Here is a 16,035-nt window from a genome sequence, read left to right on the forward strand (position 1 = left end):
CCACGGCAAAGCCTCGACACACGTTTCCACCAGGAGCAGCCAGTGCGGCCGCAACGAGTGTTCATCTCGTACGCGCACGAATCGGACAGGCACAGCGACCAGGTCCGCGCGCTGTGGTATTTCCTGCGCGCCAACGGAATCGACGCCCGGCTGGATCGCTCGGCCGCGAGTCAGCCGCAGGACTGGGCGTTGTGGATGGCCGAGGAGATCCGGCTGGCCGACCGCGTGCTGGTAGTGGCATCGGCTACCTACCGCAGGCGGGCTGAGGGGCGCAGCGGCCCGCATGACGGCCGAGGAGTGCAGTGGGAGGCACGGCTGATCCGAAGCGCCTTCTACGCGGAGCCGCACAACCTCGGCCGGTTCGTCGCGGTGGTGTTGCCGGGGCAGTCGACCGCAAGCGTACCGGACTTTCTGGCTCCAGCCACGTCGACCGTGTACCACGTCCGTGACTTCACCATGACTGGCGCCGAGGAGTTGTTGCGCCTGCTGACCGGCCAGCCGGCGGAGCCCGAACCAGCGCTGGGCAAGATTCCGGTGTTCAAGAAGCTCAACCCGCTGCCACCCGCCCCGGTGGCAGCGCCCCTGAGAGCAGACCCGCCTTCCGGCAACGCGGTGTACCGCACGGTCAACGCCCAGCTCCGCAACCGGCGAGTCCGTACGCGTCTGTGCGAAGACCTCCGAACAAGCGTCGAGTTCGCTCTCAAGTCCGAACTGGCTCCGAATGAACTGGCAGCGCTGACGCACTACCTCGAGTCGCCCGACTTCGAGGAGATCCGCCTTCAGGTCCTGCTGTGGAGACTCTTCGACCACAACGACGAAAACATCGCCGCGGTCCTGCGCATGCAGATCTTCCACGGGCTTCGCCACCACCTCGACCTGCCCGAGAGGCTGCGGAACCAGGGTGCGCTCACCGTGCTCAGCGCGCTGGTCGACTGCGCCGAGACCTGCGTCGCCGAACTGCTGCTTCCGGTGGTCACCACCGAGGTCGCGACGTGGCTCAGCCACCAGGCGGCGAAGTCCGCGACGAGCAACGTGGTGCTGCTCGGAGACATCGACGGTCTGGCCGAGATTCACGGCTTCGCGCAACGGATGCGAAGCAGAGTCGCCGCGCTGCACGCCGTCATGCGACTTCCCCATCTGCGCGTCACAGGTATGAGCGCGGCAGTCGCGTACGACGATCTCTACGTCACACCGACGCTTCAGGGTGCCACTGCGAGCGTCCAAGTCGGCAGCCGGTCGGTCCTCCTCGGAGATCCCGGTGCCGGCAAGTCGACCATGATGGCCAAGCTCGCTTGGGAGATCGCCTGCGACAGCAGCGATCGAGTGCCGTTTCTCCTTGTTCTGCGCAATGTCGCGGCCTCTCTGAGGGAAGGCGGACGTGGACTCGTCGCATACCTCGAAGCGCTGTGCCGGGAGCCGTACAACCTCGATCCTCCGCCCAACGCCGTGGAGTACTTGCTGCGCAACGGAAGAGCGGTCGTTCTTCTCGACGGTGTGGACGAGCTCGTGGACACCGATCTTCGGGACCGGTTCGCCCGCCTCGTCGAGTCCTTCGCCGACGAGTTCATGTCGGTACCGATCATCGTGACCGCCAGAAAGGTCGGCTACGAGACGGCCGCACTGAACCCGAAGCAGTTCGACGTGGGCACCATCAAGGAGTTCGACGATCACCAGGTTGCGACGTACGTTCGACGCTGGTTCGCGCTGGACGTGAACACCTCGGAACACGACCGGACGGCGCTTGCCGACGCGTTCCTGCAACACGGTGACACCGTCGGCGAACTGCGCAGCAACCCGCTGTTGCTCGCCTTGCTGTGTTCGATGTACGCCAGCGAACACTACCTGCCCACAAACCTCGCACAGGTCTACGAGAAGTGCGCGTTGATGCTCTTCGAGCAGTGGGATCAGATGCGCGGTGTGCCGCTGCCGGCCAGGTTCGAAGGCAGACTGCGAGGAGCGGTGGGCTACCTCGCCTGGAGCCAGCTGACCTCCTGTGACGACATGAGCACGTCCTGGCCCCGCGTGAAGATCATGGCGGTCCTGATGAAGTACTTGGAGGAAAAGGGGTTCGATCACGACGAAGCCGAGGAGCACGCCGCCGCCTTCGTCGACTTCTGCACCGGCCGCCCCTGGGTGCTGAGCGACGGCGGCTCGAACCGCGGCAAGCCCACCTACGGCTTCACCCACCGCACGTTCCTGGAGTTCTTCGCAGCCGACTACCTGGTCCGCAGCAACAACAACGCCGAGTCCCTCTGGCTGGCGATCCACGCCCGCAGCCGCGACATCCGCTGGGGACCAGTCGCACGCATCGCACTGCAGCTCTACGACCAGAAGCACGACGACGGCGCCAGCGAGATGCTCCAGCTCGTCACGGCAGAAGACCACCCTCTCGCGCTGGAGTTCAGCACGGACGCCCTCAGACACGTTCAGCCCGCACCGGGAATCATCAGGAGGATCGTCAGTGCCGAACTGCACGCCGCCGCGGCCACCGATCCGTGGAGCGAGGAGACCTGGAACTCGCGGAACGCCCGGCTGCACCGCTCGTCGGTCGAAGAGCGGTTGAGCAACCTCATCAGCACTGCCTCCCCCGCGAACAAGAGCATCGTGTGCAAGTCGATCGACACGCTTCTCAACGAGTTCGCGGCGAAAGGCCTGCACGGCAGGATGGCGCAACACCTGCTCGGCGCGATGGCAGGCAAACTCGCTCCGCAGCCGTGATCACCGAGGCCCCGGAAGAACGCGGTGGCGTGTCTACAGCACGGGCTCCAAGCTGATGCTGCGCAACATGACGATGCCCGGGATCCTCTGCACACGTTGTATCGCCCGCCTGCCTTCGGACGATCACCCTGGGAGTAGCAGTTCAGCGCGCGGAAAGGGTGATGATGAGCGACGGTTCCGTCCAATTCGGTCACTTCCAGCGGCCGGAACACGACGCGCCGATCAGCCACGACCACTAGTCTGTTCCAGCCCGCTCGCGTCGAAATGCCGGTCGAGGGGATGCCGGATCCCGGCAACCCAAAGTGGGTATCGACGACGTCATCAGGGTCAGCTTCCGGCAATCGGTGATCCCGGCACACTCCTCGGCCGGATGAACGCCACCCTGTGATCATGCTCAACGGCGCTTTGTCCGTCGTGCCGCACTCGCCGGGCTGCTCGGCAAACTGACGAGTCGTCGGGCAGCGTTCTGGGCCGGTTGCCATCTGCCTGGCCCTGGTATGGAGGCCGATCTACCTCTCACCGATGCAGACCATGCGCCACCCGATCAACAACCCGCAGGTCGCACCCGAGGCCGTCGAGCTAAACTCGCGACCCAGTTGCGTTCTAGGCGGCCAGTGCGAACAACTGGGTCAGCAATCCGGTACCTGGATCGACCGGCGCTCTTCGAGAACCGCGCGAGCTATCGCCTGCTGAGTGCAGATCTCCGTGACGACTCGCCGCAGTTGGGCTTCGGCCTCGGCACATACTCCGACAAGCTGGACGCGTCGGAGGCTGCAGCGCACGAGCTTGCTGCGGTTGAGCGATCCGGGCCCGCCGACGAGGTGCCCGATTGGTCGGCTCTGCCCCTGCGTGGACTGATCGGAGATCCATTCGACCTCCGCCGGCGTGCGGTGATGCCCGCGATCGAGACGCTCACGTTGCGCCGTCAGCGCGAGACCGGCCGTGCGACGTTCCTACTGCATTGGCGTGATCCTACGAAGGTTGCCACCGCGGCCGGCATCTACGGCCTCATCCCCGCGGGCGAGTTCCAGCCGTCCAGCGTCGCGTCATGGGACACGAAGAACGACTTCGACCTGTGGCGCAACATGGTCCGCGAGTACTCCGAGGAGCTGCTCGGCGAACCAGAGCGCGACGGCAGTCAAGGTGTGCCGATCCAGTACGACGAATGGCCGTTCTACGGGTCGCTGGAGAAGGCCCGGTCTCAGAGCAAAGTGAACGCCTACTGCCTCGGAATCGGGCTCGACACGCTCACACTGACCGCCACGTTGCTGACAGCCGTTGTGATCGACGACGACGTGTTCGACGATATTTTTGGGAACACAGTGCAGATTAATGCCGAGGGAGCGTTGGTGACGGCGATCGAGTCGACATCAGTGTCGGAAGGCGTTCCGTTCACCGAGGAGACCGTCAAGCGCATGTTGACGTCGGAACCGATGGCCTCGCCGGGAGCCTGCATCCTTGCGCGCTCCTGGCAGTTCCGAGACCACATCCTCAGCAGGTGACGACCTGTGCTGCGCTAGCCGAAGGGCAGGCGAGTTGGTGCCAACGAACCCCGACCGGAAGCTGCTGTCAGTAAACGAAGTCTGCGAGGAACTACAGATCTCGCGGTCAACCTTGTATGAGTGGCGCATGGGTCTGCTGCACGGATAGGTGACATCTGAGTTGGCTTGCCGTGATGGTGAGCTGGGAGGATGTCGCTGTGCCCAAGCCCTACCCCCAGGAGTTCCGCGACGATGTCGTGCGGGTCGCCCGTGACCGCGAGCCCGGCGTGACCGTCGAGCAGATCGCGAAGGACTTCGGGGTCCACCCGATGACGCTGTTCAAGTGGCTGCGCCAGGCCGAGACCGACGAGGGCACCAAATCCGGTGTGAGCCGCAGTGACTCGGCAGAGCTGCGCGAGGCCCGCAAGCGGATAAAGCTGCTCGAGCAGGAGAACGAGGTCCTGCGCCGCGCGACCGCGTACTTGTCGCAGGCGAACCTGCCGGGAAAAGGCTCTACCCGCTCGTGAACGAGCTCGCCGCCGACGGGATTCCCGTCGCGGTGACGTGCCGGGTGTTGAACATCGCTCGACAGCCGTACTACCGGTGGCGGGCCCGGCCGGTCACCGGGACAGAACTCGAGCGGGCTCATCAGGCGAACGCGTTGTTCGACGCGCACCGCGACGATCCGGAGTTCGGCTACCGATTCCTCGCCGACGAGGCCCCGCGACGCCGGTGTGTCGATGGCGGACCGGACCGCGTGGCGGATCTGCTCGTCCATGGGCTGGTGGAGCGCGTTCGGCAAGAAACGCGGCCGCAACGGCAAGAAGACCGGCCCGCCGGTGCACGACGACCTGGTCCGCCGCGACTTCACCGCCACCGCGCCGAACCGGCTCTGGCTGGCCGACATCACCGAACACCGCACCACAGAAGGAAAGCTGTATCTCTGCGCGGTCAAGGACGCCTGCTCCAACCGGATCGTCGGCTACTCCATCGACTCCCGGATGAAGTCCCGCCTCGCCGTCACCGCGCTCACCAACGCCCTCACCCGCCGCGGTGAAACCGCCGGCTGCGTGGTGCACACCGACCGCGGATCACAATTTCGATCCAGGAAATTCGTCCGCGCGCTCGCGCGCCACGGCCTGTCCGGGTCGATGGGCCGGGTGGGTGCGGCGGGTGACAACGCCGCCATGGAAAGCTTCTTCGCGTTGCTGCAGAACAACGTTCTCGACCGGCGTTCCTGGTCGACTCGCGAGGAACTGCGGATCGCGATCGTCACCTGGATCGAACGCACCTACCACCGTCGCAGACGCCAGGCCGCCCTCGGCCGGTTGACCCCCATCGAATACGAGACAATCATGGCCACGCCAGCCAGTCAGGCTGCGTGACTACCGCTGTCACCTACTCGTGCAGCAGACCCCATGAAGAATCGGGCGCCACGCTGCATCAAGCTACCGAATGGCGAACTGCGGGTGCGACGTGCTGATCTGGACGCCTGGCTAGAACAATGTGAAGAGTGAACTCGCCAGCGACAGCAGCCAGATCCAGCCGCTCATCGCTACGGTGCCAAGGTGAGCGACCACGCAGACAGCGACACCAGCGCCACGTACCGGCAGCAAGGCGAGCAGTGCATCGCCGATGCGATCGACCATCTGAGCTATGCCGACGAGACACCTACCGAACCGACCGAGCTCACCCATATCGGCTGGGCGCAAGTTCTGACATTGAGGGCGATCTACTTCGAGCTACGCCACGGGCATGATCTGGCGGCCCAGAACGCTGCTGCCATCGCAGCAAACACCGATGCGCTCTCTGAGCACTCGGACGGCATGGATGATCTCAGGAAGGCACTGCTCTACGAGGCTGACATGCGAGGACTGCGCAAGTAAGCCACCAGGATGAGACAGGCGGCCCCCTGCGGGGCCGCTCGGGTCGCCGCTCCATCCCCGTTCGGCAGGGCTTCACGGCCTCATCTCTTTGTCGCTCGGGCAAGCGGGCGGGACCCGGCCTCCGGCCGCGCCCGGCGACGGAGGCAGGCCTACCCCGACCGGACGGGACAGCGACCGCCCGGCCTCGCAGCTGCGCAAGTGGCCTGTTTGCCTCGTGAGGTCTTCGCGCCCGTGTCCCACCATCGTTTAACGCGTGGACGCCATCGCCAAGAGCACTGCGCGATGGCTCACGGCCACTCTTGACACCACCGTCCACGCGCTAAGCGCAGCAGCGACAAGGGAACGGGGGCGGTGTGGGCGGCATTGTGAGCTCGATTCCACGGTTCGGCGTGACGATCCGACTCCGTTCGGCGATAGAACCAAGACATGACGTCGGGGGCGCCGAGCGCAGGAGGAGGCCCAATGGGCGAAGAACGGGCCCGCAAGATCATGCATGCGATGTTCGATGGCAACTACCGACCGCGTCCCCATGTTGTACGGCGCATCGAGGCTCTGATGGGAAGCGAGGAAGCGCAGTACGTCGACATCAAACACACGCCGCACGACAAATCCATGAGCGGGCAATGCGTCATCCTGACAGCAACGCGCGTAATCCACGCGACGTGGTCGACACCAAATGACAACCCCGGCAACACTGGAACGGCCCTCGTCACGACCTGGGCACGACGGAGCTTGATCAAGATGGAGATCAAGGCTGGCGGCACCAACGCCGACGAGGACTGGTCCTATGCCGAAGACACCGAGTGGCCGCGCGGCGGAATCCTAACCCTCGAGTACGAGGGGCGTCAGAGGGCGATCGAGCTGCCTCTCGGGCAGGATGGAAGGACCAGGCAGCAGTTCCATGATCTTGTTCCTGAGCTGCTAACCGACCTTGTCGCCTAGCTTCTCGTACAGCAGAGAAGTACAGCAACCCCGGTGATCGAGTGCACCCGCGAGCGACCAGCACAGACCCTCTGACCTCAGCAAAGGCCACAGTCGACCTTAATGCCGAGAGTTCACACCGAAGAGGTCACTGGTTCGATCCCAGTATCGCCCACACAACCCGGAAGCCTCTAACCTGCGAAGGTCGGGGGCTTCCGGGTTTCTCGGGCACTCGCAGACCCCTCGTTTCGGGGCCACGGTAGTAAAAGTGGTAGTAAACCTGCGTCGTTCCACCTCAGACCAGCCCCTTCTGCGAGGGCGGCAGGAACAGACCAATCACTGCCTCGGCGGCGTCGCGATCAAGGTCCTCGATGTCCGCGGAGTAGGTGTCGAGGGTGAACGCCACGGTCGCGTGCCCCAGGCGAGAGCTGACAATCTTCGGGTGCACACCCGTGCGCAGTGAGATCGTCGCGTAGGTGTGCCGGAGTCGTGGAACCGAATCTTCGGCAACCCGAGGAAATCGACGATCTTGTTGAACTCCTCCGTGATGGTGTCCGGATAGATCGGCCGACCGTCTTCCCAGCAGAACGCCAGCCCGTGGTCCTGATAGGCGTCGCCCCAGTCCTGCTTCTCCTTCTCCAATTGCTGGAAGTGCACGGTCAGCACGCCGGTGGTGAAGCTGTCCAGCGCGAGCAACCGACGACTCTTCTGGCTCTTGCCCGAACCCTTCACCGCCTTTCCCGCAGCGATGACCCGTGTAGTGGCAGCCATACGGACGACCTTCTTCGAGAGACCGAAGGCCGCGATCTCCACGCCGCACAGCTCCGAACGGCGAACTCCCGTCGACGCCTCAAGGACCCACAACGCGTACCAGCGGTGGTGCCGCACGTGCTCGAGGAAAAGCATCATCTGTTCGGGAGTCCAGGTGCTGTGGTTCCGCCTCGGAACCGACGGAGCCTTCACGCTCCGGATCGGGTTCAGGCTGATGTACTTCCACAACACCGCCACATTCATCGCAGAGCTGAGCATGATATGCACGCTCGTGACCGTCTTCGGCGCGAGCCCCGGCTCATACGGCTTGGGATCCGCCCCACCTCGTAACGCCGCACCGCACGGCGCGCAGCGGCGTAAGTCACACCGACCTTGTCGGCGATCTTCCGCGGCCGAATCTCCCGATTCGCCTCGCGAGCCGCCTTCCACAGCTCGTACATCTCACCGTTGGTGTTGCGCTTCTGACGCCCCTCGGTGAGCAGGTGCTCGTAGAGCGCAGCGACCATCGACGGCACGAAGTCCTGTATGAGGCGACGCCCCACGATGGGCATCACATAGGTCCGCGCCAAACGTCTCGTAGTTGGCCGCCGTCGTCGCTTCGACGGTAAGGCGTGCGTAAGTACTGCTCGAAGAAGTCGTTGACCGTGGCGCGATGAGGTTCACCCCGAACGATGGACAGGGGCGTAAGAAGTTCAGGCGGCTGCTCGGAGTGACTTCTCATAGTCGCTGGGACTGCGCATCCCGAGCTTGGAGTGCCGCCGCGTGCTGTTGTAGAAACGGATCCAATTGTCAACTGCGGCAACGAGTTCCGTCTTCGTGGCGTAGACGTGCCGGTAGTAGTGCTCGTGTTTGAACGTCGACCAGAACGACTCCGCGGGGCTGTTGTCCCAGCAGATCCCGGTCGCGCCCATCGACCGGCGCAGCCCGTGCCGAAAGCAGGCCTGTGCGGTCAGATTCGCCGTGTACTCGCCGCCGCGGTCGGAATGCAGGACCGTGCCACGACAGTCACGGCCGCGGGCGGCCACCGCGGCCTCGATGGCGGTGGTGACCATCTCGGCACCGATGTGGTCGGCGACGCTTTAGCCGAGCACCCTGCGCGAGTGCCCGTCCCGGATGGCGCACAGGAACAACTCGCCCTCACCACAAGACTCGACCTCACTACAAGACAAGTACGTGATGTCGGTCAGCCACGCGGTGCCGGGGTGGCCCCGGTCGAACTCGCGCTCGATGAGGTCCGGTGGGAACGACGCGGCTGGGTCGATCACGGTCGTTCGCACCTTGAAGGTGCGGGGGCTGATGCCCTCGATCCCGATGTCGGCCATGACCTTGGCGACGGTCTTGGCGCTGATCACCTCGCCCTGATCCCGCAGCTCCGCGGTGGTCCGTGGCGACCCGTAGGTGCCGTCGGAGTCCTTGTGCGCCTGGATGATCTTCACCTCACAGGTCCGCGCGGCGCTGCTGACGAGGCGTCAACTTCGTTGCGGCGCACCGCTTCACATGCGGGTAGTAGCCGGAGGCCGAGACGCTCAGCAGGCGTGCCATACGCCGGACCGCGAACCTGTCACCCTCGGGTGCGGCGATGCCGGTCACGCCGGCGACGTCATCGGGGCCGGCGTACTTGGCTATCAGAGCGAACCGGGCCGGTTCTTCTGCATCGCGGCAAAGTACGCCGAGGCTTTTACCAGGAACGCGTTGTCCTTCTCGATGCGCAGCCTCGACCTTGTACTCAGCCGTGTACGACCGGCGCTTACGAGGAGGCATACGGACATCCTTTCACCAGGACCGCTGATCCTGCTAACTCGGTGTCCACTGCCTGGGGTGAACCTCAAGGCACGAGTTCCACCCCATCGTGCTCGACCCGCTCGGTCGGGACAGCGCTCGTCATCTGCTCACCCGCTCGCTCGACCTCGTGGGCTCCGCCGCCGAACAGGCCGCGCTCGAGGACCTGATCGCGTTGTGCGCCGGCATTCGCTTTTGCTCAGACTCGTCGCAGCGAGGCTGAACGGCCGCGGCCGATCCCTGCCGATCGTGGTGCGCAAGATCCTGTCAGGCCGGTCGCTCGACCTGCGCGCCAACGATGATGACGACGAGTTGCCTGTCGAGGCGATATTCGACATGTCCTACCTGGAACTCGCTGCGGACGAGGCACGTGCGTACCGATTGCTACCGCTCCACACCGGACCCGAGTTCGGCGTGCCCGCCGTGGCGGCGCTGCTGAACGTGGACGAGGAGGCCGCAGTCGACCTGCTCGACGCCCGCTTCGAGGCGAATCTGCTCGAGCAGGTGGGCGGCGATCGCTTCCGCTTCCACGCCGTGGCGCGTGAACACGCGCAGGACCGAGCCCGCCGCGACTCGACAGAGGCAGAGCGTACCGAAGCGCGGTTGCGGATCATGCTCTGGTACGCCCGCCGGGCCACGGCGCTGTGCAAGGCCCACTGGCCACGCTGGTGGTCGACCACGGTGTTCGCCGATGTGGAGCCTGCGGTCGAGCGTGGTGCGCTCGCGTGGGAGAACTCGAACTCGAGCAGACCAATCTCGTGGAGGCGTTCCGCACCGCCGACGAACTGGAGCTCGACGAGGTGCTGCCCGCGTTCTGCGAAGCCCTGCAGCCGTGACTGTACAACAGCAACCGGGCCGAGCTGCTGGTCGAGATCAGCGAGATCGGGCTTGCCGCCGCGACCCGATCGGGCGATCAGCCCGCATTGTCGCGGATGCGCAACCAGCTCGGCACCGGTCACGAGCTGGCGGGACGGTTCGATCTTGCGCTGGAACATTTCGCGACCTCGCTGGAGATCGCGAAGGCGTGCGGTCATGTTCTGTGTGAACAGAGCGCGCTGGAGTGGCATGGCATAACTCACGGAGGCAAGGGCGACCTCGAACTCGCACTGCGCTACCTGAACCTCTCGTTCGAGATGACGGAACGCGTGCATGACCCCGTGCATCGCGGGCGGGCGCGCATCCTCATCACGATGTATGTGAACCGGTTGCTGGCCAACCGCGACTGCACGACGTCGGTCGACGAGCTCAACCGTGCGTTGAGCTACCTCCACGTCAACGGCGAGGACATCAACGGGGCGCGAGTCCTGATGCAGCTGGCGTCCGCCCACGTTGCCGCCGGGCAGCAGCGGCTCGCCGCGTCGGCGCAGGAACGAGTTGTGGCGCTGTTCGCCCGGCACAACGCAACCGCACTGCAAATCGGGGCTTTGCGTGCGCTCGCGGACACGGAGGATCTTCTCGGCGAGCGCGAAGCGGCACAAGAGCATCGCCTCGAAGCCTACCGCCTCACACACCCTGACTGAAACGTCCTCCGTGGACTGTCCTCTGTGAACGGTCATGGTTCGTGGCAGGTCCTCGACGCGACGACCTTCGGCGAGCCACACGTACACCAGCGACGCACAGCCGTCCGGGGCGTTCCTGGACAGCTCTACATGCTGTCCGTCCTGGGTCCGCGTGAGCACCTTGTCCTCACCGATGACGGCGATCAGTTCGCAGTCGGGGTGGCGCAGAGCTGTTTCCCGGAGCCAGTCATCCGCAGGCTCTTCGAGTTCGTCCTCGTAAGACAAGAGGACGTCGGCGATCGAGCGCAATGCTCGGCCTGGGTGATCGACGTGGCTCACGACGTGGGCATCGTCGGTGTCCGGAGGCACCACGCCGTGCACTCGGACTTCGGCCGGATAGCGAACGAGTTCGGCGCTGTGGTCGCGGAAGCGCACCGTCACCAGCGTTGCGCTCGGCCTCGGGCGCTGGTCTGAGAGCCCGTGGCTGGGAATCTTCCACAGCACCGGTTCGCCGATCGGTTCTGGCAGCCGCATGACCTCGTAGAACAAGGCGCGGAGTCGCTTGGCGGACTCGTCCGGCACCGAGGTGACGAGCTCCGACACGCCGTCGTAACGGCTCGGATCGTGGGCGTCGATGGTCTGCTCGATCTGCGATCGGAGGGATCGGCGGGACTTCAGCCTCGGTGCGATTTGCCCGAGCAGGTCAACCGGTGACCCGGCCGCGACATTTCCGTCGGGAAACCCTGCCAGCAGCGTGGGCCGGCCGAGCACAGCTCCGTAGCAGGTGGTGGCACCGTTGTCGCCGATGACGGAGTCCGCAGCGATGAGTGCTGCGCGCCGGCCCTCCAGTGGTGGAACGAGGACAAGCCCGGCTCTGGGACAGTCCGCCAGCCACGTGCGCACCTGCCAGGCGCCGTGGCCCTGCCGGGTGTTCGGGTGGGCGATCGACTCCCCCACACTCCCCTGGACGACCCGAGACGAGGCACGATCCGACGTCTTCGCTTACCTGCGCTACTACAACCACGACCGTCTACATTCGACCATCGGTCACCGAATCCCCGCCGAAACACGCGCCGCTCACGCCGCGTGAAAACCAGGTGTTCGGCAAACGGGACAACCCCAGCGCAGCACTGGCATGCTCTGAGGGCGAGAACGAACAGTGGCGGCGAAGCGCGCCGAGGGCGGTGGCTGATCACGCGATCACTGCCATGTCGGATTCTTCGCGCAAGACGACCGGCAACGTCAACGGTTGATGATTGAAAAGGAGGGGCGACCACGTCGGCTCCGCAGCTACGGCGAGCCCAGGGAACCGGTTGACGACTTGCCTCAACGCGGTGGCCATCTGCAGACGAGCGAGGCTAGCGCCAGGACAGAAGTTGGGGCCGAGTCCGAAACTGAGCACGCCCCGGTTGTCACGAGTCGGGTCGAATATGTCTGGCGCGGTGAACATTTCGGGATCTCGGTTCGCGGCGCCAATCACAACCCGAACCCCTGATCCAGATCGCAGCATTATCCCTTCGCCGAGATCGACGTCACGAACGGCGATGCGCAGCAGAGGGGTGATCAACAGAGCGGGGTTGTACCTCAGCGTTTCATTGACAAACGACGACACCGATACGTCATCTGTCATCCATCTGCGCAGACCCCGATCGCTCAGGAGATGCCTGATGCCGTGACTGATCGACGCGGAAGCGTTATGAAAGCCTCCCACCCAAAGGATCCACAACGTCGCAATGACTTCGTCCTCACTGATTTCTTCGATCCCGTCATCCAACATCCGCGCGAAGAAGCTGGTGAGATCGTCGCGGGGTTCGGCTTTTCGCTGACTGATCAGATGCACGAGATAAGAATCTATCTTTTTGCTGTGCTCGTCCGCAAGCGCGAGCGTTTCGGACGAAGCCTCCGGAGCTGCCCTCAAAGCTGCGTAGGCGGACGTGACGAGCCGCGCTCTATCCTCCTCGGGCACTCCAACAAAGTCGCCGACCGTGGCTATCGTTAATGCTTCGGAAAAACCTCTGTGGAAATCAACTTCTTCCCCGTCTCGCAGACGGGCCGCAACATCATTTAGCAGGCCTGCACATCTCCTTTCCATTGACTCCTGAATTTTCGAAGGGGACCAGGTTGTGAAATACCGGGCAAGGATTCTGCGCAACCGAGTATGATCAGGTGGGTTAACCGATGTCAGCGCGGTTGAGAACCTTTTCAGCGAGTGGTGACTGTAATAGTCGGGAAAACGGCTCTCCAGCCACGCTCGGTCCGGTTTCACAAATTCGGCTCTAGCGTTTCGGAGTATTTTCGAGGCGTGCTCGTGTCGGCCGATCAGATAGAAGCCCTCTACTGTCCGATGCACCGGATCACTCTCGCGCAGCCGATTCAGCAGGGGGTATGGATTCCCGCGGTACTGCGGCTTCGCCAACTCTTGCATGAAGTTGAAACTTGTGTTCATCGACTCGCTCACTGTACTCGGTCCTTATTTCGGTCGACTCGGGTGGATGCAGGACATGGCTAGTTGCGATTAACGTCTGAGGCCGTGGCGAAACTGGGCTTACGTCCAACGGTTATTGCGAATCCGAACCCGAGGTCCCGGAATTCAGGGTAAAGCAATTGTGGGAGAACCGTACCAAACGTTGCATCTTGCATTCCGCACGCTTTCAACGCCGACGGCAAGGGGGTCAGATTTTTCGAGAGCATCGTCGCGTGCAAGCCTGCGCCGTGCACTATAGGGACGTCGATCGCAAGTCGAATGCCGACAAGCCCGCGCCGCTGGAGTGGCTTGGGATGGCATCGCCTCCCCGGTCAGACCGAGTAGCCGTTTTCAATTCCAACATGCGATAGACTTCGGTATAGACTTGCGCATACTCTGGATGCGCGACGCTCCCCTTGGCGAGATCGAACCCGTCGGACACGACGAGCCACCCGCCAAGCGCCAACCAGGAAACCATGTGGTCAAGAACCTGGTCACGATTGGAGGGACGCTGTAAAAGCAGTCGCGCGTGTATCAGTTCGAAGCTTTCCGGTTTGAAATCCGCCGCGCCAATGTCACACTCCGGCGTTCGCAACGAAGACGACGGTGCCCCTGCCAGGCGAATCTCCACTTCACACGCTGTAGTCTGCCCACGATATGCCTTCTGGGCAAGCCAGGTCGCAATGGACCCGCGACCGCAACCCGCATCGAGGCATCGCCAGTCCAGTTCGATGTCCAGAGACTCGAGAACCTGTACACGTGCCGGGTCAAACACCTGGGCAAGATCATCGAATGAGGAATCGGTCCTGGGCTGGGATCGCTGAAACCAGAACTCTCGATCATGCGTTCGACCATCATGATCATGGACATTCGTCATGGCGCAAAGGTACGCGGCACCATAGGACGCGGCAACAAGAGAGGCTAGGTTGAGCCGAACAGATCTCCAAACATATCCAACTAGCTACCATCTTTCAAGATCTTGAGTGCGAATACCGCGGGCGGGTGCGCGCCCGTGGCCAGGCGTGAGCGGCGTCAGGTGGTGGACGTGCGCTCCTGCCCGTCACCAGAGGTGATCGAGTACCCGCGGGTGTCGAAAACCTCCCCGTTCTGTGGTCGGTGACCACGCCGGGGCGGGACGCAGTGGCGGCGGACAACCCGCACCGGGAGGTGGTGGCCGCCCTGGGGTCGCCGGTGCGGATCAGCCCGGAGACTCTGGTCCGCTGTGCCCTGTTGACCTGCGGACATTTCCTGCCCCGGACGGGCGCCGGCGTTGCTGGAAGCCTTGACCGGCATCGATGTCTCCACCGGGTTTCTTGCCGGCATTCGAGGCCGCGCTGGACGCCGACTGGAGAAACCATTCTCGATCATATGAAGACGTTGCTGGCTGGCGCGCCGGTGTTGCACGCCGACTAGACCACGGGTCGCGCCGTTGGTGCCTTGTCGTACGTACATGTCGCGTGCACCGAGTATCTGACCCTGATGCACGTTGGGGGCCGATCGGCCCCCGATATCGACGCCGGGAGTGTGCTGCCGACGTTCTTCGGGGTGCTGGTGCGCGATGGCTACGCCGGCCACGAGCACCCCACTGGCGCGCTGCTCGCCTGCTGCGGGGCGCATCTGCTGCGTGACCTACGGTCGATCTCCGACGCTCACCCAGGCAGCCAGATCTGGGCGAATGCGATGGCCGACACTCTGCTGAGGTCCGCCACGCCGCCCACTCCACCCGCGACGCAGGCTTCGGCGCCCTCGACGTGGCCACCCTGGCTCGTCTGCGCAACCACTATCTCGGCGCGCTCGCCAAAGGAGGTGTGACAACCACGGCCGCGAAGTGGGACTGGTCAAACTCGACGCCCTCCGGGGGCGTTCACCACCGGCGCGTGGTTGCCCTCAGCACTCACCCGAGCTGAACAGCTACGTCCATCTGGCCGATCGCTCAGGTTGGAGTCGCAGCGACCACGACTTTCGACGCCTATGCCAGGGGCTCCACACCGACCAGCTGGCCATGCTGCGCGCGGATCCAACGCTGATCGACAGCGCATTGAACGAGGTACTGCGTTTCAGCGGTCCGTTGCTAACACCGATGTTCAGGTTCACCATCGAGCAGGTCAACATCGGTGGCACCGTCATTCCAAGCCGCGAGATCGTGCTGATCTCCCTGGCTGCCGCTAACTGCGATCCCGCCAAGTTTCCAGAACCCGACCGTTTCCGAATCGACCGCTCCGCGCAGTGCCATCTCTGCTTCGGTCACGGCATGGACGCCATCTGATCGTGGACAGCGTATCCCCCGCTTGAGCAGTGAGCTCCCTGCCAGGCCTGGGTCCGAGCGGTGCTCGCAGATCGAGGCAGCACAGAGGGAATCCGCCAGCGAACCATGGATGACGTGCGGTGTGCGGCGACCATGGACATGGGTCTCCGCACACCGCACGCGGGAGGGACTGCGCAGGTGATCTTAATGATCAGCTACCGGTCACGGTGGGTCAGCGGGTGGCGGATGGCCTGTTCGTGCTCTCGATGCC

The 16,035-nt window shown here is 63.9% G+C and carries 14 protein-coding genes and 2 pseudogenes; 9 read left to right on the plus strand and 7 right to left on the minus strand.

The features are described 5' to 3' along the window. Positions 1 to 42 precede the first annotated feature (42 nt). The 5 genes and pseudogenes from IEZ09_RS38040 (at position 43) to IEZ09_RS38065 (ending at position 7,027) form a co-directional block, all read left to right on the plus strand. Entirely contained in the window at positions 43 to 2,718 is a 2,676-nt protein-coding gene (locus IEZ09_RS38040) for a TIR domain-containing protein (protein ID WP_189258690.1), read from the plus strand. Between the two features lie 722 nt (positions 2,719 to 3,440). Continuing rightward, positions 3,441 to 4,220 (plus strand): hypothetical protein, encoded by a 780-nt coding sequence (locus IEZ09_RS38045; protein ID WP_189258691.1) that lies wholly within the window; start codon positions 3,441 to 3,443, stop codon positions 4,218 to 4,220. A gap of 197 nt (positions 4,221 to 4,417) precedes the next feature. Beyond that, positions 4,418 to 5,584: pseudogene (locus IEZ09_RS38055) on the plus strand (IS3 family transposase). A gap of 183 nt (positions 5,585 to 5,767) precedes the next feature. Further along, complete coding sequence (locus IEZ09_RS38060) at positions 5,768 to 6,085, plus strand: hypothetical protein (RefSeq protein ID WP_189258693.1); 318 nt, start codon at positions 5,768 to 5,770, stop codon at positions 6,083 to 6,085. Positions 6,086 to 6,547: 462 nt separating this feature from the next. After that, on the plus strand, positions 6,548 to 7,027 hold the full coding sequence (locus IEZ09_RS38065; protein WP_189258694.1) for a hypothetical protein: 480 nt from the start codon (positions 6,548 to 6,550) through the stop codon (positions 7,025 to 7,027). 315 nt (positions 7,028 to 7,342) lie between these two features. On the opposite strand, the gene IEZ09_RS38070 is transcribed toward IEZ09_RS38065, so the two are convergent. From IEZ09_RS38070 to IEZ09_RS38085, 4 genes are all read right to left on the minus strand, one after another. Continuing rightward, a complete protein-coding gene (locus tag IEZ09_RS38070) occupies positions 7,343 to 8,206 on the minus strand; it encodes a tyrosine-type recombinase/integrase (RefSeq protein ID WP_189258695.1) in 864 nt (287 codons plus the stop codon). A 263-nt stretch (positions 8,207 to 8,469) separates the two neighbouring features. Further along, complete coding sequence (locus tag IEZ09_RS38075; RefSeq protein WP_189258696.1) at positions 8,470 to 8,829, minus strand: integrase core domain-containing protein; 360 nt, start codon at positions 8,827 to 8,829, stop codon at positions 8,470 to 8,472. A gap of 27 nt (positions 8,830 to 8,856) precedes the next feature. Continuing rightward, entirely contained in the window at positions 8,857 to 9,213 is a 357-nt protein-coding gene (locus tag IEZ09_RS38080; protein WP_189258697.1) for an IS3 family transposase, read from the minus strand. Position 9,214: 1 nt separating this feature from the next. Then, a complete protein-coding gene (locus IEZ09_RS38085) occupies positions 9,215 to 9,538 on the minus strand; it encodes a hypothetical protein (RefSeq protein WP_189258698.1) in 324 nt (107 codons plus the stop codon). A gap of 88 nt (positions 9,539 to 9,626) precedes the next feature. On the opposite strand from IEZ09_RS38085, the gene IEZ09_RS38090 reads away from it, so the two are divergent. Beyond that, positions 9,627 to 9,779: a hypothetical protein gene (locus IEZ09_RS38090; protein WP_189258699.1), complete on the plus strand. Its 153-nt coding sequence runs from the start codon at positions 9,627 to 9,629 to the stop codon at positions 9,777 to 9,779. A gap of 161 nt (positions 9,780 to 9,940) precedes the next feature. Here the strand turns inward: IEZ09_RS38090 and IEZ09_RS38095 are convergent, their stop codons facing one another. Further along, a complete protein-coding gene (locus tag IEZ09_RS38095) occupies positions 9,941 to 10,105 on the minus strand; it encodes a hypothetical protein (RefSeq protein WP_189258700.1) in 165 nt (54 codons plus the stop codon). A 383-nt stretch (positions 10,106 to 10,488) separates the two neighbouring features. Between IEZ09_RS38095 and IEZ09_RS38100 the strand changes: the two genes are divergently transcribed. After that, a complete protein-coding gene (locus IEZ09_RS38100) occupies positions 10,489 to 11,076 on the plus strand; it encodes a hypothetical protein (RefSeq protein ID WP_189258701.1) in 588 nt (195 codons plus the stop codon). A gap of 1,171 nt (positions 11,077 to 12,247) precedes the next feature. Here IEZ09_RS38100 and IEZ09_RS38105 read toward each other — a convergent pair. Together IEZ09_RS38105 and IEZ09_RS38110 are read right to left on the minus strand one after the other, a co-directional pair. Continuing rightward, positions 12,248 to 13,513, minus strand: a complete 1,266-nt coding sequence (locus tag IEZ09_RS38105) for a cytochrome P450 (RefSeq protein ID WP_189258702.1) — start codon at positions 13,511 to 13,513, stop codon at positions 12,248 to 12,250. Positions 13,514 to 13,772: 259 nt separating this feature from the next. Further along, positions 13,773 to 14,396: a class I SAM-dependent methyltransferase gene (locus IEZ09_RS38110; protein WP_189258703.1), complete on the minus strand. Its 624-nt coding sequence runs from the start codon at positions 14,394 to 14,396 to the stop codon at positions 13,773 to 13,775. Positions 14,397 to 14,950: 554 nt separating this feature from the next. Between IEZ09_RS38110 and IEZ09_RS48025 the strand changes: the two are divergent. Both IEZ09_RS48025 and IEZ09_RS38120 read left to right on the plus strand, forming a co-directional pair. After that, positions 14,951 to 15,331: pseudogene (locus IEZ09_RS48025) on the plus strand (IS66 family transposase); the annotation flags it as partial. 190 nt (positions 15,332 to 15,521) lie between these two features. Further along, the gene (locus tag IEZ09_RS38120) at positions 15,522 to 15,785 is read left to right on the plus strand and encodes a cytochrome P450 (protein ID WP_189258705.1); all 264 of its coding nucleotides are present in this window, start codon (positions 15,522 to 15,524) and stop codon (positions 15,783 to 15,785) included. The last annotated feature ends 250 nt before the right edge of the window (positions 15,786 to 16,035 follow it).

The organism is Lentzea flava (assembly GCF_014648475.1).
GTDB lineage: Bacteria > Actinomycetota > Actinomycetes > Mycobacteriales > Pseudonocardiaceae > Lentzea > Lentzea flava.